The 20,700-nt window shown below is 75.6% G+C and carries 23 protein-coding genes; 5 read left to right on the top strand and 18 right to left on the bottom strand.

The window, feature by feature from the left end:
• Positions 1-36: 36 nt before the first annotated feature.
• Complete coding sequence (locus ACH499_RS07575; protein WP_399014254.1) at positions 37-2,574, bottom strand: SpoIIE family protein phosphatase; 2,538 nt, start codon at positions 2,572-2,574, stop codon at positions 37-39.
• A gap of 316 nt (positions 2,575-2,890) precedes the next feature.
• On the opposite strand from ACH499_RS07575, the gene ACH499_RS07570 reads away from it, so the two are divergent.
• Positions 2,891-3,319: an ATP-binding protein gene (locus tag ACH499_RS07570; RefSeq protein WP_356203542.1), complete on the top strand. Its 429-nt coding sequence runs from the start codon at positions 2,891-2,893 to the stop codon at positions 3,317-3,319.
• A 33-nt stretch (positions 3,320-3,352) separates the two neighbouring features.
• On the opposite strand, the gene ACH499_RS07565 is transcribed toward ACH499_RS07570, so the two are convergent.
• The gene (locus tag ACH499_RS07565) at positions 3,353-3,718 is read right to left on the bottom strand and encodes an STAS domain-containing protein (RefSeq protein WP_399014252.1); all 366 of its coding nucleotides are present in this window, start codon (positions 3,716-3,718) and stop codon (positions 3,353-3,355) included.
• Between the two features lie 162 nt (positions 3,719-3,880).
• Between ACH499_RS07565 and ACH499_RS07560 the strand changes: the two genes are divergently transcribed.
• Positions 3,881-4,147: a hypothetical protein gene (locus tag ACH499_RS07560; protein ID WP_356203538.1), complete on the top strand. Its 267-nt coding sequence runs from the start codon at positions 3,881-3,883 to the stop codon at positions 4,145-4,147.
• An 82-nt stretch (positions 4,148-4,229) separates the two neighbouring features.
• On the opposite strand, the gene ACH499_RS07555 is transcribed toward ACH499_RS07560, so the two are convergent.
• On the bottom strand, positions 4,230-5,813 hold the full coding sequence (locus ACH499_RS07555) for a glycerol-3-phosphate dehydrogenase/oxidase (RefSeq protein ID WP_399014251.1): 1,584 nt from the start codon (positions 5,811-5,813) through the stop codon (positions 4,230-4,232).
• On the bottom strand, positions 5,810-6,427 hold the full coding sequence (locus tag ACH499_RS07550) for a helix-turn-helix domain-containing protein (protein WP_356203534.1): 618 nt from the start codon (positions 6,425-6,427) through the stop codon (positions 5,810-5,812). The genes ACH499_RS07555 and ACH499_RS07550 overlap by 4 nt, the downstream gene beginning before the upstream one ends.
• 71 nt (positions 6,428-6,498) lie before the next feature.
• Here ACH499_RS07550 and ACH499_RS07545 point away from each other — a divergent pair, with 71 nt between their 5' ends.
• Complete coding sequence (locus ACH499_RS07545) at positions 6,499-8,097, top strand: FAD-binding oxidoreductase (protein WP_399014249.1); 1,599 nt, start codon at positions 6,499-6,501, stop codon at positions 8,095-8,097.
• A gap of 131 nt (positions 8,098-8,228) precedes the next feature.
• Complete coding sequence (locus ACH499_RS07540) at positions 8,229-9,110, top strand: YegS/Rv2252/BmrU family lipid kinase (protein WP_399014248.1); 882 nt, start codon at positions 8,229-8,231, stop codon at positions 9,108-9,110.
• Between the two features lie 55 nt (positions 9,111-9,165).
• On the opposite strand, the gene ACH499_RS07535 is transcribed toward ACH499_RS07540, so the two are convergent.
• From ACH499_RS07535 to ACH499_RS07470, 14 genes are all read right to left on the bottom strand, one after another.
• Positions 9,166-11,445: a catalase gene (locus ACH499_RS07535; protein WP_399014247.1), complete on the bottom strand. Its 2,280-nt coding sequence runs from the start codon at positions 11,443-11,445 to the stop codon at positions 9,166-9,168.
• Between the two features lie 824 nt (positions 11,446-12,269).
• Positions 12,270-12,563, bottom strand: a complete 294-nt coding sequence (locus tag ACH499_RS07530; protein WP_356203528.1) for a gas vesicle protein K — start codon at positions 12,561-12,563, stop codon at positions 12,270-12,272.
• Complete coding sequence (locus tag ACH499_RS07525) at positions 12,560-12,808, bottom strand: gas vesicle protein (protein ID WP_356203526.1); 249 nt, start codon at positions 12,806-12,808, stop codon at positions 12,560-12,562. Before ACH499_RS07525 ends, ACH499_RS07530 begins: the two co-directional genes overlap by 4 nt.
• Positions 12,805-13,668, bottom strand: a complete 864-nt coding sequence (locus ACH499_RS07520; protein ID WP_399014245.1) for a GvpL/GvpF family gas vesicle protein — start codon at positions 13,666-13,668, stop codon at positions 12,805-12,807. The genes ACH499_RS07525 and ACH499_RS07520 overlap by 4 nt, the downstream gene beginning before the upstream one ends.
• Positions 13,665-14,006 (bottom strand): gas vesicle protein, encoded by a 342-nt coding sequence (locus ACH499_RS07515; RefSeq protein WP_356203523.1) that lies wholly within the window; start codon positions 14,004-14,006, stop codon positions 13,665-13,667. Before ACH499_RS07515 ends, ACH499_RS07520 begins: the two co-directional genes overlap by 4 nt.
• Positions 14,007-14,024: 18 nt before the next feature.
• Positions 14,025-14,852 (bottom strand): SRPBCC family protein, encoded by an 828-nt coding sequence (locus tag ACH499_RS07510; RefSeq protein ID WP_399014244.1) that lies wholly within the window; start codon positions 14,850-14,852, stop codon positions 14,025-14,027.
• Positions 14,849-15,415: a hypothetical protein gene (locus ACH499_RS07505; protein ID WP_399014243.1), complete on the bottom strand. Its 567-nt coding sequence runs from the start codon at positions 15,413-15,415 to the stop codon at positions 14,849-14,851. Before ACH499_RS07505 ends, ACH499_RS07510 begins: the two co-directional genes overlap by 4 nt.
• Positions 15,412-15,690: a gas vesicle protein GvpG gene (locus ACH499_RS07500; RefSeq protein ID WP_399014242.1), complete on the bottom strand. Its 279-nt coding sequence runs from the start codon at positions 15,688-15,690 to the stop codon at positions 15,412-15,414. Before ACH499_RS07500 ends, ACH499_RS07505 begins: the two co-directional genes overlap by 4 nt.
• Positions 15,691-15,694: 4 nt before the next feature.
• Positions 15,695-16,447 carry a GvpL/GvpF family gas vesicle protein gene (locus ACH499_RS07495; protein WP_399014241.1) on the bottom strand — a complete coding sequence of 251 codons (753 nt, stop codon included), beginning with the start codon at positions 16,445-16,447 and terminating at the stop codon, positions 15,695-15,697.
• Positions 16,448-16,449: 2 nt separating this feature from the next.
• A complete protein-coding gene (gene gvpJ / locus ACH499_RS07490) occupies positions 16,450-16,968 on the bottom strand; it encodes a gas vesicle protein GvpJ (RefSeq protein WP_399014240.1) in 519 nt (172 codons plus the stop codon).
• 36 nt (positions 16,969-17,004) lie between these two features.
• Positions 17,005-17,322 carry a gas vesicle protein gene (locus ACH499_RS07485; RefSeq protein ID WP_356203513.1) on the bottom strand — a complete coding sequence of 106 codons (318 nt, stop codon included), beginning with the start codon at positions 17,320-17,322 and terminating at the stop codon, positions 17,005-17,007.
• A 110-nt stretch (positions 17,323-17,432) separates the two neighbouring features.
• Positions 17,433-18,086 carry a class I SAM-dependent methyltransferase gene (locus ACH499_RS07480; protein ID WP_399014239.1) on the bottom strand — a complete coding sequence of 218 codons (654 nt, stop codon included), beginning with the start codon at positions 18,084-18,086 and terminating at the stop codon, positions 17,433-17,435.
• A 97-nt stretch (positions 18,087-18,183) separates the two neighbouring features.
• Entirely contained in the window at positions 18,184-18,636 is a 453-nt protein-coding gene (locus ACH499_RS07475; protein WP_399014238.1) for a hypothetical protein, read from the bottom strand.
• A gap of 250 nt (positions 18,637-18,886) precedes the next feature.
• On the bottom strand, positions 18,887-19,474 hold the full coding sequence (locus ACH499_RS07470) for a TetR/AcrR family transcriptional regulator C-terminal ligand-binding domain-containing protein (RefSeq protein ID WP_399014237.1): 588 nt from the start codon (positions 19,472-19,474) through the stop codon (positions 18,887-18,889).
• A gap of 113 nt (positions 19,475-19,587) precedes the next feature.
• Between ACH499_RS07470 and ACH499_RS07465 the strand changes: the two genes are divergently transcribed.
• Positions 19,588-20,601, top strand: a complete 1,014-nt coding sequence (locus tag ACH499_RS07465; protein WP_356203506.1) for a zinc-binding dehydrogenase — start codon at positions 19,588-19,590, stop codon at positions 20,599-20,601.
• Positions 20,602-20,700 lie beyond the last annotated feature (99 nt).

The following is a 20,700-nucleotide window of genomic DNA, read 5'->3' as shown; positions in this document are numbered from 1 at the left end:
CGGCGGTGTCCGCGGTGACCGGAGCGGGTGCCGCCCTCACGGGGCACTCCCGGCGCCGGGACGGCGGGTGGCGAGCAGCAGGGCGATGTCGTCGGGGCGGTCGGTGGCCCGCCGCGCCGCCACCGTCAGCCGGTCGGCGATGTCCGCGAGGCCCCGGCTCCCGGGCCGCTCCACCGTCTCGCCCGCCTCGGCCAGGGCCACCCGCAGGGCGGTGATGCCCTCGTCGATGTCGGTGCCGGGCCGCTCCACCAGCCCGTCGGTGTAGAGGGCGAGGACGGTACCGGCGTCGAGCCGGAACTCGGTCAGCGGATAGCGTGCCCGCGGGTCGACGCCGAGCACCACCCCGCCGGGCAGGTCCAGGACCCGGGTGCCTCCGTCCGGGTGCCGCAGGATCGGCGGCGGATGACCGGCACGGGCGGCGCAGGCCCGCCCGGTGGCCGGGTCCAGGCGGATGTAGCAGCAGCTCGCGAACAGACCGGGGTCCAGGTCGATCAGCAGGTGGTTGGCCCCGCTCATCACCTCGTCGGGCGGCCGGTCGCCGAGGGCGAAGGCCCGCGCCGCGCTGCGGAGCTGCCCCATGGTGGCCGCCGCCTGCACCCCGTGCCCCTGCACGTCCCCGATGACCAGCGCCATCCCGTCGCCCGAGGCCACGACGTCGTACCAGTCGCCGCCCACGTCCATGCCCTGGGTGCCGGGCAGATAGCGTCCGGCGGTCTCCAGCAGCGGGTGCGCCGGCAGGTTCCGGGGCAGCAGCGCCCGCTGGAGCCCGCGGGCGAGCGCGGTCTCGGACTCGTAGCGCCGGGCCTTCTCCATGGCGTGCGCGATCAGCCCGGCGAGGGCGGTGAGCACCGTGCGCTCCTCGGTGCCGAAGCCGCGTGAGCGGTCGAAGCCGAGGATGCAGGAGCCGACCGGGCGGCCGGAGGCGATCAGCGGCAGGAACGCGCGGGCGCCCTCCGTGGCGTCCAGGGGGATGCCCGGGTAGGCGGCGGCCAGCGCCTGCATCGAGTCGAAGAAGAGCGGCCGCCCGCTGGTGAGCGTCTCCACGCCGGGCAGCCGGGCGTCGAGGCCGACGCCCTCGAAGGGCCTGAGGAAGCCGGGCGGGAAGCCCGTCTCCCAGGCGAGGTGCAGACGCCGGTCCTGGAGCAGGTAGATGGCGAGCCGCCGTCCTCCGAACGCGGGCAGCAGCTCGCGCACGACCACGGCCGACACCTGCCGGGCCGTGACCGCCTCCGTCAGGGCCACGGCCAGCACGATCGGACGGTACAGCGGTGCCGTGGAGGCGGCGGCCGGTGCGGAGCCCCCGGCCTCGGGGTGGGTCGGTTCGGGCCCGCCGGGGGCCTCGGCGACCCGGTTGGCGGGACGCAGCGTGCCGGTGAGGATGTCGTGCCCCGGGTGGACGGAGACGGCGAGCCAGTCGCCCTCGTAGGGCGCGGGCGCGGCCGAGCGGCTGTCGTCGGGCGGACGCCGGACGAGGAAGCGGACCGGCTCCGCGGACAGCAGCGCGCTGCGCAGATGGTCCTCGTACGCGGCATGGTCCAGCCAGGGCACGGCCTCCCACAGGGAGTGGCCGAGGAGCTTCGAGCGGGGCCGCCCCAGCAGGTGCGCGGCGCGCGGATTGGCGTAGACGACCGTGCCGAGCCGGTCGACGCAGAAGACGCCGTCCGGCAGCAGATCGGCCGCGGCGTCGGCCACCGGGCCGGCGGCCGGGTCGCGGACGACACCACGCACCGGGCCGCTTCCCGGCGGCTCACCGCGCGGCGCCCACAGCTCGACCAGGCGCAGCGCGCCGTCCGCGGACCGTACGTACAGGGGCAGCGGGGGAGGCCGGCCCGTGGCGGTCTGCCGCAGCGCCGCGGCGACGCGGTGCCCGTCGTCGGGGGCCAGCTCGCGCAGCAGGGCCCCGAGGGCCGTCGGGGGGCGGTCCGCACCGTCCGGCCCGCCGAGCAGGCCGGTGAGCGGCTCGTCGGCTGTGACGGCGCCGGTGACCGGGTCCCAGGAGAAGCTTCCGGCGTGCTGCGGGTGCCGCCGGGACGCGGGAGGCCGGACGCACAGCGGCTCGCCGTCCCACAGGAGCGGCGCCGCGCCGCCGTCCCGTTCGAGGCGTTCCAGGGCGGCGCCGAGATCCCGCGCCGCCCGCTCCAGCCGGTCCAGGCCGTCCAGCATCTCCGCGGCGTCCGAGGCGGCGGCACGCAGGACGGTCAGGACGCCGTACGTCCGGTCCGGGCCGGTGACGGGCACGTACAGGGACCCGAAGGGGAACGGCAGGCCGGCCGCGAACTGCGGGTAGCGGCGCATCGCCTCGGTGGCGTTGGCCAGTATCACCCGCACCCCCTGCCGGTAGGCGTCGGCCGCGGGGAAGGGGCTGTCGGCGTGCACCCGCCACCAGGGCCGGAACAGCGGCCCGGGAAGTCCGGCGAGGACGGCGAGGCGCAGCAGCCCGGGCGTGCCGGAGCGCAGGTAGACCCCGCCCGCGCGGCCGCTGCCCGCGTCGATCGCCTCGGCGCAGGCGTCGACCAGCAGCGGCACGAACCGCCCGCGTGTCCGGTCCGTGCCGTCCTCGGCGCCTGTCCTCATGGCCCCACCTCGTCCGTGCGCCGCCACAGGGGCGGCACAGCAAGAATGCGCCCACGGGCACCGGGCGCGCATCCGTTCCGGCCGCACGGGTGAGAGGGTCCGCCGGGTGCCCCGGTGTCCGCCCGTGTCCCGGCGGTCCCGGCGCGATCGCTACGGCACCGTTCCCGTCGCTCCGTGGCGCAAGGAGCGTCCGGAACATGGCGTGTCCGGGCGAATTCGGGGCAAAGGAAGTGGCGGAGAGGCATCGATGCGTATGGTGAGACACCGGGGGTCCGCCCCCCTGATCTCGGCCCAGGACCGGACGGTGAGGCTCTGTATGACCCCGGCGCACAGGACCGGCACCGCCGCGGCCCCCGCCGTGTCCACCGTGGCGGAGTTCCGGGGCGGATCGGCGATGATCCCGGCCGCACGGGACGTCGTACGGGGCTTCGTGGCCCGGCTCGGCGAGGCCGGGGTGGAGACGGCCGGCACCTTCCCGGACTCCGCCCGGCTGGTCGCCGGTGAGCTGGTGACGAACGCGTTCCGGCACGCGCCGGGCCCCTGCCGGCTGGCGCTGACCCTGGTGGACGACGGTGTGGAGATCGCCGTGTCGGACACGGGCGAGGGTTTCCCGACCTTCCTGCCGCGCGATCCGCTGCGCGTCGGCCGGCACGGACTGGAGATCGTGACGCGGCTGTGCGACGAGGTCATCACCAGGCCGCACGCCGACGGCAAGACCGTCTCCGCGCGCCTGCCGCTGAGGTAGCCGCCGGGCTCCGCGGCCCGGCCCGGACGGGTCCTAGGCGCCCAGGGCCTCTTCGACGGTCGGGTGGCAGGGGATGAGCGTGTCGACGCCCACGAGCTGGAGCACGCGCAGCACGGCCTGGCGGGGCGCGGCGAGCCGGAGGGAGACGCCGCGCGACTCGGCGGCCCGGTGGGCGGAGATGAGCACGTTGATGCCGCTGGAGTCCAGGAAGCCCACCTCGGAGAGGTCGACCACCGTGCCCGGTGCCGTCCGCACGCTGGACAGCAGGACGTCGCCGAGCTGGCCGCTGCCGTCGAGATCGACCTCTCCCGCGAGGGTGACGACGCAGACGCCGCCGCCCGTGGTGGTACGGGTGATCAGCAGCCGCTCCGGTACTGCCGCTCCCTCGATGTCCGCCACGCTTCCCTCACTTCTCGCATATGCCCGGCCGTCGTCGGTGGGTAGATGTTAAAGCCCTTCGCGGCCGGTGGGGAGCACTCGCCCCGACGGGCAGGGGCCCGCGGGGGGCCTCGGGCGGCTCGGCGCGCGGGACGGCCGTCCTCTGTTTACCTTCGAGGAGTGGTGGATCACACATTCGAAGAGCTCGTGCAGAAGCGCCGCGCGGCGGACCAGGCACACCACCGGGTCGAGGAGCTGCGCGACTCGTACGGGCCTCCGACGCAGCAAAGGTGGACCCGGCGGCAGTCCAGCACGTACGAGACCGCCGTACGGGCCTGGCGCGACCTGGACCGGGACGCGCAGACGGCGATGACCGACTACGTCAAGGAGGAGGGTCAGCCCCGGCAGACGATCGAGGCGAAGGTCCGCAAGGCCGTCCAGGACGGATGACCGAGGATCCGAGGGGCCCGGCGCCGGTCGGCCCGGGCCCCTCGCCCTGCCCCGGCACTCCGGGCCTCACCGTGCCGTGGCCTCACTCCCGCCCCGCGGCGACCTCCCCGACGAGGTTGCGCACGGCCTCCAGTGCCGCCGCCCGGTCCGCGGGGACCAGGCCGATACGGGTGCGGCGGTCGAGGAGATCGGCCTCGTCCAGGGCGCCCTCGTGGCGCAGCGCCCAGACCAGCTCCGCGCCGGTGACGGGGTGGCCCGGCAGTACGGGCCCGGCGAGCCGGGGGTCCCGGGCGGCGAGCGCCCGGACGGCCGGTGCCTCCGTGCCGTAGCGCGCCACCAGGCGGCGCGGTGCGCGCAGCGCGGCGAGGGCGCGCGGCTCGGCGGCGCCGACCAGGGGCAGCGCGGCGGTGGGGGACGGTCCGGCGGCCAGACGGCGGGCGGCGACGGCGGCGTCCACGGCGTCCTCGGCCATGCGCCGGTACGTGGTGAGCTTGCCGCCGACCACGGTGACCACGCCCTGCGACGAGGTGAGCACGGCGTGACGGCGGGAGATGTCCGCGGTCCTCGCCCCGGTGCCCGGCCGGCCTTGCGGCGTGGTGTCCAGCAGGGGACGCAGGCCCGCGAAGGCGCCCACCACGTCCTCGCGGTGGACGGGCACGTCCAGGACGGAGCCGAGCACGTCCAGCAGGAAGCCGATGTCGGTCTCCGGGACCTCGGGGACGTCGGGGATCGCGCCGTCCACGGGCTCGTCGGTCAGCCCGACGTAGACCCGGCCGTCGCCCTGGGGCAGGACGAGGACGAAACGGTTGGTCTCGCCGGGGACCGGGACGTGCAGTCCCGCGGGGAGCGGGCCGAGGTGTTCGGAGCGCAGGACGAGGTGGGTGCCGCGGGAGGGCCGCACGCGGATGCCGTCCACGAGGCCGCCGGCCCACACCCCGGCGGCGTTGATCACCGCGCGGGCGCGGATCTCGCCCGTCTCGCCGGTGACCTCGTCGCGCACGCGGGCGCCGGACGCGGTGAGCTCCAGCGCCCGCACGCGGGTCAGGATCCGGGCGCCGTGCGCGGCGGCGGTCCGGGCGAGGGCGGTCACCAGCCGGGCGTCGTCGGTGAGCCGCCCGTCCCAGGACAGCAGGCCGCCGCGCAGCCCGGTCGAGCGCAGCGACGGCGCCAGGTGCCGCGTCTCCACCGCGGACAGCCGGCGCGGCGCGGGCAGCGTGGCCCGGGCCGTGCGCGCCGCCAGCCGCAGGGTGTCGCCCGCGCGGAAGCCGGCCCAGGCCAGCGCGGCCCGGCCGCGGGAGACCAGCGGTGTCAGCGGCAGCACGAACGGCTGCGCGCGCACCAGGTGGGGTGCCGTGCGCTCCATCAGCACCCCGCGTTCCACCGCGCTCTCGTGGGCCACGTCCAACTGGGCGGAGGCGAGGTAGCGCAGCCCGCCGTGCACGAGCTTGGAGCTCCACCGGGAGGTGCCGAAGGCCAGGTCGTGGGCGTCCACGGCGACGACCTGAAGCCCGCGCGCCGCGGCGTCCAGGGCCGCGCCGGCGCCGGTCGCGCCGAGTCCGACGACCAGGACGTCGACGACGGGGCCGCCCACGGTCTCGGTCAGTTCCCGTGAGCGCCGGGCGGCACTGAGGGAGGCCCGGGCGGCGGGGCTGCTGGTGGGGCTCATGGGGTGAGGGTCCTCTCGAGGATGGTCCGCAGCTCCGCGAGGAGGGCCGCGGCGGTCAGGTCGGGGTCGTCCTCGTCGGTCATGGTCCGCAGTGACAGCGCGAAGGACTGCACCACCAGCAGCACGGACCGCGCCTGCCGTTCGGCCGGCGCCACGCGCACCGACCCGTCGGCGTGCCCCTCCCGCAGCGCGGCGGCCAGCAGCTCCAGCAGGGCCTCCTGGCTCGCCCCGCGCCGGTCCAGGACGTAGGGGAGCAGCAGCTCGGGGTCGACGTCGACGATCTTGCGGAAGAGCGGATGGGAGCGGAACGCCTCCACGCCCGAGACGAGCCCGTCGACGACGCGCGGCCGGGTGCCCGCGCCCGGCCGGGGCTCGGGCATGGCCCCGGTGGCGACGGCGATCCACTCACGGGTCATCAGATCGCCGACCAGGGACCGCACGTCGGGCCAGCGGCGGTAGAGCGTCATCCGGGAGACGCCGGCGCGGCGGGCCACGTCGGTCATGGTCGTCCGGCGGACTCCGACGGCCAGGACGCAGTCCCGCACGGCGTCGAGCACCGTGTCGTTGTCCGAGGGGTTCGGCCGGCTCGAGTGGTTGTGACGATTGGGCGTCATGTGTAACAGTGTAACGCCAGCGAGGCCGCACGGGCGGCATCCCCCGCGACGACCGGTGAGGACGACAGGCGATGGACATGCTGTGGAACGGCTGGGGCGACCCGGCCAGGGCGACGCCGCTGCCCGAAACCGTGGCCGGACTGCTGCGCGATCTGCTCGGCGTCCGGCCGGGCGGCACCCCGCCCGTACGCCTGGACGAGATCGACGTCCCCGCCGGCGCCCTGGACGACCCGGCCCGTCACGCGCTGCTCGCCGCCGTCGGCGACCGCGCCGACCGCGTGCGCACGGACGCCGAGGCCCGCGTCCGGCACACCCGCGGCAAGTCCACCCCAGACCTGCTGCGCATACGCGCCGGCGACACCCGCGACACCCCCGCGGCCGTCGTCCTGCCCGACAGCCACGACCAGGTGCTCGCCGTACTGCGGGCCTGCGCCCGACACGGCCTGGCCGTCGTCCCGTTCGGCGGCGGCACCTCCGTCGTCGGAGGTCTCGCGCCCGACCGGCCGGGCACCTTCGTCGCCCTCGACCTGCGGCACATGAACCGCCTGCTCGACCTCGACGAGGTCTCCCGCACCGCCACCCTCCAGCCCGGCCTGCGCGCCCCCGAGGCCGAGGCGCTCCTCGCCGCACGCGGCTACACGCTCGGCCACTTCCCGCAGTCGTACGAGTGGGCCACCGTCGGCGGCTTCGCCGCGACCCGCTCCAGCGGCCAGGCCTCCGCCGGGTACGGCCGCTTCGACGAGATGGTGCTGGGCCTGACCCTCGCCACCCCCGAGGGCACCCTCGACACGGGCCGCGCCCCGCGCTCGGCGGCCGGCCCCGACCTGCGCCAGCTCGTGCTCGGCTCGGAGGGCGCCTTCGGCGTCATCACCTCCGTGACCGTGCGCGTGCGGCCCGTGCCGGGCGTCCGCCGCTACGAGGGCTGGCGCTTCGCCTCCTTCGACGAGGGCAGCGCCGCGCTGCGCCGCCTCGCGCAGGACGGCCCGCGTCCCACGGTGCTGCGGCTGTCCGACGAGACCGAGACACTGATCGGCCTCGCCCAGCCCGACGCCCTCGGCGCCTCCCTCGCCGAGGGGCCCGCCGGCTGCCTCGCGGTCGTCGGCTTCGAGGGCACCGAGGAGGACACGGCGCACCGACGCGCGGGCGCGGCGGCCGTCCTGAAGGAGTGCGGTGGCGCCTTCGCAGGCGAGGAGCCCGGGGAACGCTGGGCCCACGGCCGCTACTCGGCGCCGTACCTGCGCGACTCCCTGCTGGACGCCGGGGCGTTCGCCGAGACCCTGGAGACCGCCACGTACTGGTCCGGGATCCCGGGGCTGTACGCCGCCGTCCGCGACGCGCTCACCGGGACGCTCACCGAGGCCGGCACCCCGCCCCTGGTGATGTGCCACATCTCCCACGTCTACGAGAACGGCGCCTCCCTGTACTTCACCGTCGTCTCCGCACAGGGCGAGGACGCCGTGGCCCACTGGAACCGCGCCAAGCACGCCGCCAACGAGGCGATCCTCGCCGCGGGCGGCACCATCACCCACCACCACGCCGTCGGCACCGACCACCGCGACTGGTACGTCCGCGAGGCGGGCCCCCTCGGCGTCGAGGCCCTGCGCGCGGTCAAGCGGCGCCTGGACCCGGACGGACTGCTCAACCCGGGCGTCCTCCTGCCCGCCGACTGAGGCCCGCCGACCGAGCCCTCGTCCATCGGGCCCGCCGACCGGGCCCGACCGCCGGCCGGTCCCGCCCCGCCCGTGGGACACGCCCCGTGGGACAACCGTCCGGCACCACCCGTCAGCCCGGAGGCACATCGATGCGACAGTTCACCGCCGTCGTCAACCCCACCGCGGGCGGCGCCACCTCGGCCGCCGCGCTGCTCGGGGTGGCCCGGCTGCTGCGGGAGGCGGGCGCCCCACTGGAGACCGAGTACAGCCGCAGCCTCGCCCACGCCCGCGAACTCGCCCGCGAGGCCGGGCGGCGGGGCCGGGTGGTGCTCGCCGTCGGCGGGGACGGCATGGCCGGCGGCATCGGCGGCGCCCTCAGCGGCACCGGCACGGTACTCGGCCTGGTCCCGGCCGGCCGCGGCAACGACTTCGCCCGCGCGCTGCGCCTGCCCACCGAGCCCCAACGCCTCGCCGAACTCCTGCTGCACGGCGAGCCGCGCCCCGTCGACACCATCGAGGTCACCTCCGCCGTCCACGACCGCACCGTCGTGCTCGGCAGCGTCTACGCCGGGGTCGACGCGCTCGCCAACCGCCACGCCAACCACGCGCGCCTGCTGCGCGGCACCGCCTCCTACTACGCGGGCGCCCTGCGCGCGATCACCACCTGGCGGCCCACCCGCTACCGGGTCACCGTCGACGGACAGGAGCGCGCCTTCACCGGCTACACCGTGGTCGCCGCCAACTCCGGCTACTACGGCTCCAACCGCCTCATCGCCCCCGCCGCCGAGGTGGACGACGGCCTGCTGGAGGTCGTGATGATCCACCACGCGCCGCGCCGGCTGTTCTTCGCCCTGATGAACGAACTCGCCTCCGGCGCCCACGTCAACCGCCCCCAGGTGCACGTCCTGCGCGGCAAGGAGGTCCGCGTCGAGGCCGACCGGGCCGTCCCCTACGGCGCCGACGGCGAGGTGGAGGCCGCCCTCCCCGTCACCGCCAGGGTGCTTCCCGGGGCGCTGGACGTCCTGTGCTGAACGCGCCGCGGGGCCGGCCGCCGGCATTCGGCGACCGGCCCCGCGGCCGTGCGGATCAGCCCCGCGGCGTGGTGAAGCGTTCCCACACCCGGTGCGAGCCCAGCAGCCGCGTCACCCGCTCCAGCGCCGCGGTGCCCGAGTCGGCGACGACCACGCCGGGGGCGTCGGAGGGAACCCCCGACGCGTCGAGCGCGGCCTCGCCGCCCGCCCAGACACCGATCGCCTTGCCGTGCCGGAACGCCTCCGACACCATCAGGCTCACCCGCGGGTCGATCGTCCCCGGCCCCGTGGGCGCCGGCGCCGCCTTGTAGTCCCGCGGCGTGTACGCGTCGCCGCCCATCGCGGGCGCCCCCGCCAGCAGGACGGCGTCGAACTCCACCGACCGCGCGGTGACGTAGCTGCGCTGGACGGTCACCGCCCCGTCGCCGGAGCCGAGGACGCCGCCGGTCGGCGCCACCACGAGCGGCACCATCCCGGCGTTCAGGACCGCCTCCCGGACGGCCGTCACCCCCTCCAGATCGGCCCCGCTGGTCACGATGCCGACGACACGGCCCTCGACCGGCCACGTCTTGCCGACCTGGGACAGCGCCGGGCTCGGCTCGACGTCGGCCAGGGGCACGGTGGGCTTGGGAGCGGGCAGGCCGAGGCCCTCGGCGACGCCCGCGCACAGCTCGGGATCGATGTTGGCCAGCACCTCGAGCGTCCGCTCCCGGACGGACTGCTCGTAGCACTTGCCCAGTTCGAAGGTGTACGCGCCGATGATGTGCTCGCGCTCCACCGGGCTCATGCTCAGCCAGAACCGGCGCGGCTGGCTGAAGTGGTCCGCGAAGGTCTCCGGCGCCTCCCGCACCTTCGACGCCTCCGGGATCCTGACCGGCGCCTCGACGTACGCGCCCATGTCCGCGCCGGCGGTGAACGGGCAGCCGCCGTCCAGGGAGTTGGGCCGGTAGGGGGCGGCACCCCGGTGCACCGCCGTCTGGTGCATCCCGTCCCGCAGCATGTCGTTGACCGGCGCGTGCGGCCGGTTGACGGGGAGCTGCGGGAAGTTGGGACCGCCCAGCCGGGTGATCTGCGTGTCCAGGTAGGAGAACAGCCGTCCGGCGAGCAGCGGGTCGTCGGTGATGTCGATGCCCGGCACCAGATGGCCGACGTGGAAGGCGACCTGCTCCGTCTCCGCGAAGAAGTTGGACGGATTGCGGTTCAGCGTCAGCAGGCCGACCGGCTGCACCGGCGCCAGCTCCTCCGGCACGAGGTTCGTCGGGTCCAGCAGGTCGATGCCCTCGAAGGTCTGCTCCGGGGTGTCCGGGAACGTCTGGATGCCCAGCTCCCACTGCGGGTACGCGCCCGCCTCGATCGCGTCGGCGAGGTCCCGGCGGTGGAAGTCCGGGTCGACGCCGTTGATGATCTGCGCCTCGTCCCACACCAGCGAGTGCACGCCCAGCTTGGGCTTCCAGTGGAACTTCACGAGCGTGGTCTCACCGGCCGCGTTGACGAGCCGGAAGGTGTGCACGCCGAAGCCCTCCATCATCCGGTACGAGCGCGGGATGCCGCGGTCGCCCATGAAGAAGATGGTGTGGTGCGTCGCCTCGGTGTGCAGGGAGACGAAGTCCCAGAACGTGTCGTGCGCGCTCTGCGCCTGCGGGATCTCCCGGTCGGGGTGCGGCTTGGCGGCGTGGACGACGTCTGGGAACTTGATGGCGTCCTGGATGAAGAAGACCGGGATGTTGTTGCCGACCAGGTCGAAGACGCCCTCGCTGGTGTAGAACTTCGTGGCGAAACCGCGCGTGTCCCGCACGGTGTCCGCGGAGCCGCGTGAGCCGACCACCGTCGAGAACCGGGTGAACACCGGCGTCTCCACGTCCGCCGCGAGGAACCCCGCCTTGGTCACCGAGGCCGCCGTGCCGTAGCTCTGGAACACGCCGTGCGCGCCCGCGCCACGGGCGTGCACCACGCGCTCCGGGATGCGCTCGTGGTCGAAGTGCATGACCTTCTCGCGCAGGTGATGGTCCTGCAGCAGCACGGGCCCGCGCGGCCCGGCCTTCAGCGAGTGGTCCGTGTCGTACAGCCGGGTGCCCTGCGCGTTCGTCAGATACGCCCCGGACTGGGCGACCCGGGCCTGGTCGGCGCCGGTGGGCTGGCCGGTCGGCGACACCGTGTCCGGGCCGCTCTGGTCCGGCTTCGGCGGGAGCGGCTCCCTGGGCTCGGTGGGTTCGGCGACCGGGGGCGACTCGGGCCCGGGCTTGCCGGGGACCCCGTCCGCCGGCCCGCCGCCCTCTCCCTGCAGGCTCTCGGTGACCTTGTGGGCTACCCGCTTGAGGGGGTTGGCCTCGCTCATCAGCCTTCTCTCCGTTCTGGGCGCGCCGCTGACACGCGACCGGTCGTGTTCGAGTACCGACTGCCGTGGTGGGCCGTGACCGCGTACCCAGACACCGGGGCTCAAGGCATGGGCGATGCGCGGCGGTCCGCGGACAGGAGACGGCCGGACGGCGGGCTGCCGGCCGGTGTCCGCGAACGGGGCAGGGGTCCGTACGGTGACGGTCTCCCCGCCGTGCGTCCCGTCCCGGCAGCGCGTCGTGAAGGAACCCGCCCCGCGGGTGCGCCGACGGCCGCCACCGGCGCGGCCCGCGCAAGGGCCACGCGCACGGCGCACCACGACCTGTGCATGGGGGCTCCTTCTCGCCGGGGCCGTACCAGCGTCACCACCCCCGGTGCGGCGCGCCACCGGAGGCGTGCACACGGGCGAGCGTGAGGCCCTCCGGGTGGGCGCGCAGTCGCTCGCCGGAACGGGCACCGGCGTCACCTTCGCCGCCGAGGAGACCTCGAGGCCGCGCTCCCAGCCGGAGCCGGTGACATGCCCCCGCACGGGTCCCGCTGTGCGCATGCCGGCCCGCAGCCGGGGCGCCGCCCGCGGCACCGCGGCGTCCAGCGGCGGGCAGCTCCAGCCGGTGGTCAGCGGGCCGTCGTCGGCGAGCAGCGACCGGGCGCGCGGCGTGTACAGGTCGTCCGGCGCGGGCAGCGGGGCAGGTCGGGATCAGGGCCGCGGTCACGCCGGGCACGGCGTGCGGCAGGAACATGCCGAGCTGGGCGAAGGCGCGCGGCCGCACCGCGCGCGAGTCCGGATCGCTCGTCCCGGTGGGGGATGCGTCGAGGTGCCCGGCGCTACGGTTCCGGGTCCGCCAGCAGCGGGCCGAGCGGGCCCAGATCGAGGTTGAGGTCCCTCCGGCTCAGCCCGTGCTGCGCGCACAGGTCGTCCATGCGCCGGTCGAGCAGCATGAGCGCCGTGCCGAGCCGGTCCTCCTGCTCCTCGCTGAGTGTGCCCTCGTCGAAGCGGCGCACCGCCTGGCGTTCCATGAGCTGCCGCAACAGCTCGACCACCGTCAGCACCAGGGCAGCCAGGTCGTTGGTGACCCGCTCGGGGTCCAGATCGACCGTCCGGTCGTGCGGCGCGCTCACAGCGGCCCGCTGTCCGGCCAGGGGGCGGGCACGCGTTCGTTCACCGACGACAGCAGGGCGTGCAGCGAGATCCGCACCAGCGGCACGTCGGCGATGGCCAGGACCAGGTCCCCGCTGACGACGACCCCGGTCGCCAGCACCCGGTCCAGCAGATCGACCAGGGGCACCCCGACCGGCGCGCAGCGCTCGGGGCCGTTCCAGGGCACGGGCGCGGGGCCCGGCGTACGGAGGTCCGCCGCGGTCATGCGGGGACCTCCCGCCCGCCGGACGCCGCGTCCGCGCGCGCCGGCCGGTCGGGTGCCGGCTCCTCGTCCCAGCGGGCGAAGGAGTACGGGATCCACGGACCCGACGCGGTGACCCGTACGTCCCGACGCGGGCCGTCGGCGTCGATCCGGGCCAGGGCGGCGGTGAACTCCTCGCGCCGCGCGTCCTCCACCAGGTAGGCGGCGTTCAGGAGCTGCGGGGCGCGCAGGCCCGTGAGCCTCTCGTCCTGCGGGCGGTGCCGCGTCGCCGCGACGGCGTACCTCCGCAACTCGGCGTCGACCGCCTCGGCCTCGGACGCCGCCCGTGCCCGCGCGTCCTGCCGGTCACGCCGCCGCGCGCTGGCCCGGCTGAGGTAGGCCCGTCCGCCACCGCCACCCTCCGGTGTCCCGGCGGGGCCGGCATCCGCGGCGGGCTCGGCGGCGTGGACCTTCACCGCCCACTCCGTGCGGTCCCGCAGCCGGTCGAGCAGCGCCTCCAGCACCGGGCGGCGACAGGAGACGGCCTCCCGCGCCCTCTCCTCGCCGCGGTAGAGCGTCGCCAACGGCAGCGGGACGACGGGGCCCCGGCCGGACGCGGCCTCCACGCCCCGGTGGTGGGCACGCGCGCACCGCTCCAGGTCCTCGGGCCGGCCCAGGCGCTCCGCGAGCGCGCCCTCGTCGAACAGCGCCGCAGGAACGTCCTGCACGACGAGGAACAGACCGTCCACGCGCAGCACCCGCAGCGGGCCGCCCTCCTCGTGACCGGTCGCCGCGGCGAGCGCGGGCTCGTCCACGGGGGTGTCGGTGACGGCGAACGCGCAGACCAGGCCGGGGGCCGCCGGTCCGGCGGCGGGCGCGCTCACGGGGCGGCTCCCGCCGGTTCCGCCGCCTCCTCCAGGGCCTCCAGCCGGGCCCGCAACCGCTCGTTCTCCTCGGCGAGCGCGTCCCGCATGGCCCGCGTCGACAGGGCGGGGTCGGTCTCCCACCAGTCGATGCCCGCCTTCTTCGCGGTCTCCACCGAGGCGATGAACAGCCGCAGCCGGATGGTGAGCAGCTCGATGTCGAGCAGGTCGATCTTGATGTCCCCGGCGATGACGATGCCCTTGTCGAGGACCCGTTCGAGCAGGTCCGCCAGATTGCCGGTGGTGGGGGCGTACGGCTGCGTCTCCGCGCCCGGATACCGGTGCTCCAGGTCCGTCACCGCGCGCTCCCCGGGGCGTCAGCGGCGCGAACGGGCGCGTGCGTCGTCCTCATGGTCTTCGTCCTCGTCCTCGTCCTCGTCGTACTGGTCCTCGTCCTCGTCCCCCGTGTCCTCGGCTCCCTCGGTTTCCTCCTCCTCCAGGGCCTCCTCGTGGGTGCGGACGACCTCGCCGTCGCGGATCTCGCCGCGCCAGCCCTCCACCTCCTCGTCGCCGAGAAGGGTCACGTGCCGCGCGAAGTGCTTCAGGTCCAGGCGCAGCCGGCGCCCCTGGGCCCGCCAGAGGTTGCCGGTCTTCTCGAAGAAGCCCGACGGGTAGTACTCGACGACCACGACGACTCGGGTCAGCCGGGGCGCCAGCTCGTGGAAGGAGACCACGCCCCGTGTACTGCCCTTGGCGCCCTCGGAGGTCCACACGATCCGCTCGTCGGGGACCTGCTCCTGCACCGTCGCCTTCCAACTGCGGCTGGACGGGCCCACCTTGACGTTCCAGTCGGAGGTGACCTCGTCCTGGGTGCTGACGCTGCGGACGCCCTTGGTGAAGGTGCTGAAGTCCTGGAGCTGGGTCCAGTGGTCGTAGACGGTGCGCAGGGGGACGCCGATGTCGACGGTCTCGACGATGTTCGTCGCCTTGACGCTGCCGGCCCGCGACCCGCCCTTGCCCTTGCCCTTGCCGTCCTCGCCCGAGCCCCCGCCCGCGGAGTCGGTCAGCCGCTTGGTCAGTCCGCCGATCCGTTCCCCCGCCCTGCCGGCGAGGCTGTGGCCCGCGGCGGAGAGGTAGCCGCCGAGGGCGTCCTTCACGTCACCCACGGGGGACGCCGCGCCGTCTCCCTTCCCGGCGGGGCTCATCCTCGGCCGCCTCGGTGCGGGGCCCTCGCCGGGGCGGCCTTCTTCGCGGCGGCCGCCTTCTTGGCGGCGGTCTTCTTCGCCGGGTGCCGGACGCCGGCCGCGGCCTCGCGCGGGGGTGCCTTCTTCGCGGTCTTGCGCGGTGGGGCGGGCTCGCGGTCCTCCTCGTTCTCCTCCTCGTCGAAGTACTCGTCCTCGTCCGGCGCGTCGTCGTACTCCTCCTCCCGGCCCCGGGAACCGGCGGTCCGCGGGGCGGGGCCGGCGAGGGCGTCGGTGCGGTCGCGGAGCGCGTCCGCGAGGCCGGTGAGCCTGCGGTTGGCGGCGGCGGTGACGGCCGTGCGTCCTGCGGCCAGCAGTTCACCGCGCACCTGGTCCGACAGCTCCTGGAACTGCGGGGTGAGCTGAAGCCTGCCCAGCCCCTGGGACAGCACCTGGGCGGGGGAGAGCCCGATGCGCCGGCCGGCCAGGTACGAGCCGACCGCGAAGGCCAGTTTGCCCTTCCGTGTGCGGCCGAGGAGATAGCCGCCCGCGATGGCCGCCGCCATGGCCGCCTTGTTGTCGCTCATGCGTGCCCTTTCTGGAGTGGATCCGTCGTTCTCCTGCGGCCGGTGGCCCGGGCCGGGCGTTCGAGGAGGGCGAGCAGACGCTCCTCCTCCCGCTCGAAGGCGGCCTCGTCGATGGCGCCCTCGTCCAGGGCCCGGTTGAGCGCGGCCAGTCGCGCGTGGACGGCGCGCGGGTCGTGGAGCTGGCGCCGGGCCTCGTGGAGCAGGTGGTCGGCGATCCACGCCGTTCCCCGCACCGGGGCCAGGGGCAGCAGCAGGAGACCGCTCACGATGCCCACCGCGTCACCGCCCGGCCGGCGCGGGGCGCGGCTCGACGAAGCTGTAGCAGGGCAGGGGGCCGGTCACACTGAGCGCCAGCCGGTCGCCCCACGCGCGGGCGCCCGCGTCCACGGCCCGCCGGAACCGCCGCTCGTCGGCCGAGCGCAGCAGGAACGACGCGCTCAGCACCTGCTCGTCGTCGGCCGGGCCCAGTACGGTGCGCACCGCGAGCGGGGACAGACGCCCGAGGACCTCCTCGGCCGCGCGCCGCGCCTCGCGCCGCACGCCCCGCGCCAGCGCCTCGCCGAGCCGGACGTTGGCCTCGTAGTCCGGCCGCCGCCGCGTGCGCAGGGCGAGCGCCCGGAGCCTCTCGTCCCGGCGCACCAGTTCGGCGAAGTAACCGGGGACGGTCACCCCCTTGACGTTGAATTCCACGCACCCTTGGACCCCGTCGAGCTGGCGGAACAAGTGGTCGGCCTCGGTGCGCAGTTGAGCGGTCAGGGCGTCCGGGCCTGGGCTGAGCACCGCGAACCGCATGGGCAGCAGCGGGCCCTGCGCCGCCAGTTCGTCCAGGACCGCCTGGTGTGCCGTCACATCACGTCGGCGGGGCCGCAGTCGCCCGGGCGCCTCGGAGACGGCCGCGCACAGCCCGGACTCGGTGAGCAGCCGTACGGGTGCGCCGCCGACGCCGGGGGAGCGGGGGGCGCGCACCCCGGCGGGGGTGATGCCGTACACGTACAGCGTGTCCACGGCCTGGGGGGTCGCGGTGGCGGGCACGGTCACTCCTCCTCCGTCGCCGGGCGCCGGCGGGGGCGGCTGCGCGGCCGGCCGTCGTCATCGCCGCGGCGGGCGGGCGGCCCGCTCCGGGGCCGACGCGCCCGCTCCTCGCGCTCGCGGGCCGGGCCGGCGCCGCGGCGGGGCAGGGGCCCCTCCTCCTCCGCCTCCTCCGGTTCCTCGGGTGTGAGGATGTCCCGCACCTTGTCCGTCAGGGAGCGCGTGCCGCGCTTGGCGGCCGCCCGGCCCACGGTCTTGGCGACCGGTCCGCCGAACAGCTCGGGGACGGTCTTGGAGCGCACGTCGTGCTCCAGGTCCAGGCGGTTGCACGCCTCGGCGAACCGCAGGTACGTGTCGACGCTCGCCACGACGATGCGGGCGTCCACCTTCAGGATCTCGATGCCGACGAGGGAGACGCGCACGAAGACGTCGATCACCATGCCGCGGTCGAGGATGAGTTCCAGCACGTCGTAGAGCGTTCCGGCACGGGGCGCGCAGACGACCTCGTCGTCGTAGGTGATCATGCGGTGGTCCTTCCGGGGGTGGGCCTCACGGCCCGGTCACTGGTCCTGGGCACCGCGCCGGTAGCGGGCGACCCGGCGGTACTGCAGCAGGTCGCCCGCCGCGTCCAGCTCGACCTCGTAGGTGGCGAGCAGGCTGGTGGTGTCCGGGATGCGCGACACCTCCAGCACGTCCACGCCGACGATCCAGCCGTCGTCCTCGCTCCGGCACACCGAGGAGACCCCCTCCATCCGGTGCCGGATCAGCTCGGACAGGGCGTCCACGGCGCGCTGGGCGGCGTCCCGGGCGCCCCGCACGGCACGCTCACGCGTGGTGGTGGACGTCGTGCCGCGCCGTCGCTCGCCAGGTTCTGTCATGCCCCCCACTGTGACCGCGAGCGGGGCGAGGCGCGTCCGCAGTTACCCCATACGGGCACACCCGGGCGCCCGGCGCCGGGTGGGGGCGGCGGGCGCGGGGACGGCGGGACTCAGGCGCCGGCGGCGGTGTCCCGGCGGCGGCAGTGCAGGAAGAGGTGCGGCTCGGGGACCGCCTCCGGGTGGGCCGGGGTGAACAGCAGTTCCTCCCGCTCGACGACCTCCAGACCCGCGGCCTCGGCCACGGCGACGAGGTCCGGCGCGGCGAAGCTGGTCACCCGAACGGGCTGCCCCATGAAGATGGCGTCGACGCCCTCCACGTCCAACGGCACGGTGGCCAGTACCAGATGGCCGCCCGGGGCCAGCGCCCGCACGAGGCGCCCGACGACGTCCGCCTGCTCCCGCCGGTCGAGCTGGAGCAGCGAGAAGTACACGCACACCGCGTCGAACGAACCGTCCTCGAGCGGTACGTCACGGATGTCGGCGCACCGGAAGGAGACGGCCGGCACCTGCCGGGCCGCGAGGTCCACCATGACGGGGGAGACGTCGACACCCACCACCCGGTGGCCGGCGGCGGCGAGGGTCTCGGCCGTGGGCCGCCCGGTGCCGCTGCCCACGTCCAGCACCCGGCTTCCCGGCGCCAGTCGTCCCAGCAGCCGTTCGAGGGAGCGGCGGTGCGCCGCGGAGCCCGCGAACGCCTTCTCGTAGTCGGCGCCCAGGGCGTCGAACACGGCGGCGGCGCGCGGCCGTTGCTGCTCGTCGGTCACGGCGGTCCCTCCGGTGGGTGAGCCGGTGCCGGGGCATCCTTCCACCGGGAACGGGCGGCCGACAAGGGGGCGCTCCGGCCGGCCGGAGCGTCGGATGTCAGTGCAGCGCCTGGTACACGGAGGCCGTGGTGAAGCCGTACACGACGTGGGGGACGATGTCCGACACCCAGGACGTCCCGTCCCACTGGCTCAGGTCGGTCACCCCGAGCGCGGCGGCCGGAACGTCGCTGCCGACCATGGCGGCGGCGCCCAGCAGCGGCCCGGCCACCCAGTCCGGCAGGGGACCGCGCCGGCCCCGCAGCATCCCGTAGACCGCGCCGACCCCGAGGCCGGTGGCGTAGCCGAGCAGAGCACCGAAGGCCTGTTCGCGGTGGGGTTTCGTCTCCTCGTCGCCGAGCACCAGCCCGACCCGGTCGGCGACCCGGTCCGCGACCTCGGCCGGCATGTCGCTGGACCCGCGGCCGCGCAGCAGCATGTCGCCGTAGGTGGTGAGGTTCAGGGCGACGGTCCCGGCCGCACCGGCGATCAGGCCCTTCGTCAGTGACTGCATCCCGGAACTCCCTCGGTACGGGCGCGACGGCCCACGACGGTCACGACCCGATCCGGGTTCCCCTCTCGCGGCCGCCTAACAGAGCCGCCCCGGCCCCCACCGCGCCCCGCCCCGGCCCCCGCGCCCGTTCCCTGCGGCGGCGACAGCAACTGCTCGCGCGGAAGGGAGAGCTGGGGAGGTGTCGACCGCGCCCGTCTCCCGCCGGCGTCGTCGGGGCGGGCGGCGGCACGTCCGTCACGGGCGGGCGCGCTCAGGGGCGGGTCCGTGCGCCCTCCAGTACCAGGTCCACCAGCCCCCGCACCAGCGTCTCGTCGAGGGGGGCACCGCTGAGCAGCACCCGCGTGAACAGCGGCCCGCTCACGGCCTCGATCAGCAGTCCGGGGTCGGTGTCCGCCGCGAGTTCGCGCCGCTCGGCACCGCGCCGGACCATCACCGCGGCACGGTCCAGCCGGTCGCTCCAGTAAGCCCCCCGGCGGTCGTCGAGCGTGTCGTCGTGCTCGACGCTGAGCCGCAGCAGGGCACGGCCCTGGGCGGTGGAGAGCAGCCGCGCCAGCGCCGAGAAGTAGCCCAGCAGGTCGTCCCGCACCCGCCCGGTGTCCGGGACCGGCAGCGCGGAGTCCAGCTCGGTGGTCAGGGCGTCCAGGATCAGGTTCTCGCGGGTGCCCCACCGCCGGTAGACCGACGTCTCGTGCACGCCGGCCGCGCGGGCCACGGCGCCGACGGTCGCCCCGGCCAGGCCCTGGCTCGCGAGCAGGTCCAGGGCGGCGGCGAGCACGGCCCGCCGCATCCTCTCCCCCCGGCGGCGCAGGGGCGGGGCGGCGGGATCGGGAGTGGTCATCGCACCAGCCTAAAGCAAGAGGTCCTGCGTTGGGTGTACGGTTAACGCAAGTCGACCTGCGATGGACCGATGGGGCCCGTCCGGGGTCGTCACCGCACCGAGGAGGTCCCGTCATGGCGCAGATGCTCGCCGCCCGCCTGCACGTCCCGAGCCGCACCCTCCGGCTGGAGGAGGTCCCCCGGCCGCAGCCCGGTCCGGGCGAGGTCCTGGTCAAGGTCGAGGCGGCCGGAGTGTGCCTGTCCGACGTTCACCTCATCGACGGCACGCTCACCCCGCTGTTCCTCGCGGGCGACACCGTCACCCTCGGCCACGAGGTCTCCGGCACGGTCGCGGAGGTGGGCGAGGGCGTCACCGCCTGGTCCGCCGGACAGCGCGTCGTCCTGCACGCCGGCGAGGTCCGCGACGGCGTCACCTTCACGCGGGGCGTCGACTACGACGGCGGCTGGGCCGAGTACGCCCTGTCCGCGGCCCACGCCCTCACCCCGCTGCCCGACGCCATCCCCTTCGACCAGGGCGCGATCATCCCGGACGCGGTGTCCACGCCGTGGGGCGCGATCACCGAGACCGCCGCCGTGCGCCCCGCCGAGGCGGTCGGCGTGTGGGGCGTCGGCGGGCTCGGGGTGCACGCGGTGCGGCTGCTGCGTGCCGTGGGCGCCTGCCCGATCGTCGCCGTCGACCCCAATCCGGTGGCGCGCGAGCGGGCCCGGGCCGCCGGGGCCGACCTCGCCCTGGACTCCGCCGACCCGGGCCTGCGCGAGGCCGTCGGGGCGGTGACCGGCGGTGCGGGGCTCGCCGCCGCCTTCGACTTCGCGGGCGTCCCGGCCGTGCGCGAGCAGGCGCTGTCCGTCCTCGCGCCCAAGGGCCGGCTGGTACTGGTGGGGCTGACCGACAAGCCGCTCGGCGTCGCCGACGGCACCCGCTTCAGCTACCTCCAGCAGCGGATCCTCGGCCACTACGGCTCCGACATGCCGGTGGCGCTGCCCCAGATCCTCGGGCTGATCCAGGGCGGACGGCTGGACTTCTCCGAGTCGATCAGCGGGGTGCTGCCGCTCGCCGAGGCCGCCGAGGCGGTCGCACGGCTGGAGAAGAAGGAGGGCAACCCGATCCGGCTGATCCTGCGCCCGTGACGCCGGGGTCCACGCCGACGGCCCACCCGTCGCCCGGGCGTCGTGCCCGTCCCGCACGACGGGCGGCCCGTCGGGGAAGCGGCTGGTCCGGTGGCAGGG

The sequence above is a fragment of the Streptomyces sp. NPDC018947 genome, from assembly GCF_044390505.1.
Taxonomy (GTDB): Bacteria; Actinomycetota; Actinomycetes; order Streptomycetales; family Streptomycetaceae; genus Streptomyces.
Note: the sequence above shows the minus strand (reverse complement) of the source record. Positions and strands in the feature narration are given on the sequence as shown.

Excerpts from the sequence above, each read along its gene's own strand:
- ACH499_RS07575 (WP_399014254.1), bottom strand. The coding sequence starts at position 2,574 with ATGAGGACAGGCGCCGAGGACGGCACGGACCGGACACGCGGGCGGTTC.
- ACH499_RS07570 (WP_356203542.1), top strand. The coding sequence starts at position 2,891 with ATGACCCCGGCGCACAGGACCGGCACCGCCGCGGCCCCCGCCGTGTCC.
- ACH499_RS07555 (WP_399014251.1), bottom strand. The coding sequence starts at position 5,813 with ATGAGCCCCACCAGCAGCCCCGCCGCCCGGGCCTCCCTCAGTGCCGCC.
- ACH499_RS07550 (WP_356203534.1), bottom strand. The coding sequence starts at position 6,427 with ATGACGCCCAATCGTCACAACCACTCGAGCCGGCCGAACCCCTCGGAC.
- ACH499_RS07545 (WP_399014249.1), top strand. The coding sequence starts at position 6,499 with ATGGACATGCTGTGGAACGGCTGGGGCGACCCGGCCAGGGCGACGCCG.
- ACH499_RS07540 (WP_399014248.1), top strand. The coding sequence starts at position 8,229 with ATGCGACAGTTCACCGCCGTCGTCAACCCCACCGCGGGCGGCGCCACC.
- ACH499_RS07535 (WP_399014247.1), bottom strand. The coding sequence starts at position 11,445 with ATGAGCGAGGCCAACCCCCTCAAGCGGGTAGCCCACAAGGTCACCGAG.
- ACH499_RS07525 (WP_356203526.1), bottom strand. The coding sequence starts at position 12,808 with ATGACCGCGGCGGACCTCCGTACGCCGGGCCCCGCGCCCGTGCCCTGG.
- ACH499_RS07510 (WP_399014244.1), bottom strand. The coding sequence starts at position 14,852 with ATGAGCCCCGCCGGGAAGGGAGACGGCGCGGCGTCCCCCGTGGGTGAC.
- ACH499_RS07505 (WP_399014243.1), bottom strand. The coding sequence starts at position 15,415 with ATGAGCGACAACAAGGCGGCCATGGCGGCGGCCATCGCGGGCGGCTAT.
- gvpJ (WP_399014240.1), bottom strand. The coding sequence starts at position 16,968 with ATGATCACCTACGACGACGAGGTCGTCTGCGCGCCCCGTGCCGGAACG.
- ACH499_RS07485 (WP_356203513.1), bottom strand. The coding sequence starts at position 17,322 with ATGACAGAACCTGGCGAGCGACGGCGCGGCACGACGTCCACCACCACG.
- ACH499_RS07475 (WP_399014238.1), bottom strand. The coding sequence starts at position 18,636 with ATGCAGTCACTGACGAAGGGCCTGATCGCCGGTGCGGCCGGGACCGTC.
- ACH499_RS07470 (WP_399014237.1), bottom strand. The coding sequence starts at position 19,474 with ATGACCACTCCCGATCCCGCCGCCCCGCCCCTGCGCCGCCGGGGGGAG.
- ACH499_RS07465 (WP_356203506.1), top strand. The coding sequence starts at position 19,588 with ATGGCGCAGATGCTCGCCGCCCGCCTGCACGTCCCGAGCCGCACCCTC.